The organism is uncultured Thiocystis sp., from assembly GCF_903866365.1.
In the GTDB taxonomy this organism is placed as follows: Bacteria; Pseudomonadota; Gammaproteobacteria; order Chromatiales; family Chromatiaceae; genus Chromatium.
This window is the reverse complement of record NZ_CAIPNF010000269.1, coordinates 1-1,982: the sequence shown is the minus strand read 5'-3', so window position 1 is coordinate 1,982 and position 1,982 is coordinate 1. Positions and strand designations below refer to the sequence as shown.

The window sequence follows — 1,982 nt, the reverse complement described above, 5'->3', positions numbered from 1 at the left end:
GATTGCCACCCGCTATGACAAGCTGGCCCGCAATTTCCTGGCGGGAGTCCATTTGGCTGCGGTCAGCATCCTGCTCACATGATGGAAAGGCTCTGGATCTCAGTGCTAATCCCACACAACATGAATTGATGACACGCCCTAAGTTAAGCTGCGCATTGAAACAATATCCCCCGCTTGTGTCAAGTGTTGAGCCGCACGGGGGTGGGACCAGAAGTGATGCGTGCTACTCGGTTGTCATGCCGCTTGCTTGATCACGTCTTGCCAGTACGGCTCCCATTGGTCATTGACCCGGTTCAGTCGCAGGGCGAGCATCGCCTCGGCCTGCTCGATTCTCCACCACGCGCCGGGGCGTTTCAGGCGCTGCTGGACGACGTAACGATGTGCACTCTCGATCTCGCCGGAGCCGATCGGCAATCCCTGCTCACGCGCACCCTGGTCATTGAGCTGGTGGCGACGGTTGCTGAAATAACGCTGCGCGGCGCGCACCGGAGCGTCCAGGTCGGCGACCGTGTCGGGCTCGACATGCAGCGCTAGCGCGGCCAACACGGCCTCGTGCTGATTGGCCTTAAGCCGTGCTTTTTGCGTGTTGAGCCAAAGCCTTGGATCAGGCGCACAGACCTTGGACGCAGCGGCCAGATAGTCACACGCATGGTAGAAATCGACCAGAAACTGGCCTTGTTGACCGAATTTCTCTTCGATTTGATCGGCGATCCAGGTCGCCCCGTCGCCGACGCTAGGCACCCGCGTATCCTTCCCGAAACCCGCGCGTAGGGCGCAGTCAAAGAGTGCCTCCCCCCGCCCTCTCGACACCACCCTGGAGGGTTCCGCCATCACAGGGTGTCGCACGGCCCAACGCGTGAGCCAGGCACAACTTAGCCTCTTTCCACGCCACGCTTTTCCCGCCGCGTTGGTCCGGCTGCGCAGGATCGGGGGTGACAATCGGCACCATCCCGCCATCGGTTTCCGCCACCACCCAGGGCACGCCCGGCTCGCTGGGCCAAGCCTCGTTCAACACCGGCACCTCGTACATCGTCTGCGCATGTCCCTCGACGAGTTGACGGATCCGCTCCACGGGCAGCGTGAACCCATCATGCTCCTCAAGCTTCTTGGCGGCTTGCCGAAACGCGACATCGGCGCCGAAGTCCGTGATCACCCGTGGCAGCGGCTGCGAACAACACCGATTCCTCACCGGCGCACTGAGCGAAAAACACCGCTGCGTGCGCGTCCCCTGACGCCACAGCGTCTCCTCCACCTCGATCAAGCCGAACGTGCTGTACCAGCAAAGTTTTTTTACCCCCGCTACGCCCCTCGCCGGTCTCCGCCGCCGTCACTGACGTCTGCTCCACTTTTGCCGCTCGGCCCAGGCTTGTAGGCTTTCTTGCCCCAGGCGCCGGATTTCCTCAATCACCCGACGTTCCGCCGCATCGGCTCGGGCGAGGTCACCCTCGGCATCTTCCACGACCGCCAGGAGATGGCCGATACGCTGCTTCAGCTGCGGGTAGCGCTTAAGGGCTTGCATCAGTGCTTCGTCGGTTTGCTCAAACATGATCAGGGATGCCTCGGCGCAGAACGGGGGAAAACCCAAGTTTAGCCTCATGCATCAGTTCTGGTCGCACCCCGCTTCGCTCGGACGATCTAACCTTATTCGTTGGACCTTGGTGAGCACACGCCTCAACGTGGTTGGATCGTCAAGGTCGGCATAGTGCAAAAAAAGCCTTTGGTTGTAGATGGCCGGATCGGCGTAGAGGTGCGCGAGCCGGCTCCGTTCAAGCGAACTGGTGCGGCGAACCGCGCCATGCACCTCGTAGCCCTGCTCTAGGAGCAGTTCGCTCAAATAGGAGCCATCCTGCCCGGTGATGCCGGTGATAAATGCTTTTGGGGGGTAGTCGGTTAGTGCCTCCTGTCGCAAGATGTGGGGGTGAATCCTACTGACCAATCCATATACCCGACCTTGGTGGCAGGGCGCGACTACCCGCGCAGTT

General features: G+C 61.2%; 1 protein-coding gene and 1 pseudogene. Both read right to left on the bottom strand.

Features of this window, described 5'->3' with window-relative positions; translation table 11 throughout:
• Positions 1–234: 234 nt before the first annotated feature.
• Positions 235–1,546 (bottom strand): annotated as a pseudogene (locus QZY07_RS15190) (ISKra4 family transposase).
• Positions 1,547–1,600: 54 nt separating this feature from the next.
• A partial coding sequence (locus tag QZY07_RS15185) for a GDP-mannose 4,6-dehydratase (RefSeq protein WP_295404446.1) occupies positions 1,601–1,982 on the bottom strand: 382 nt, incomplete at its 5' end.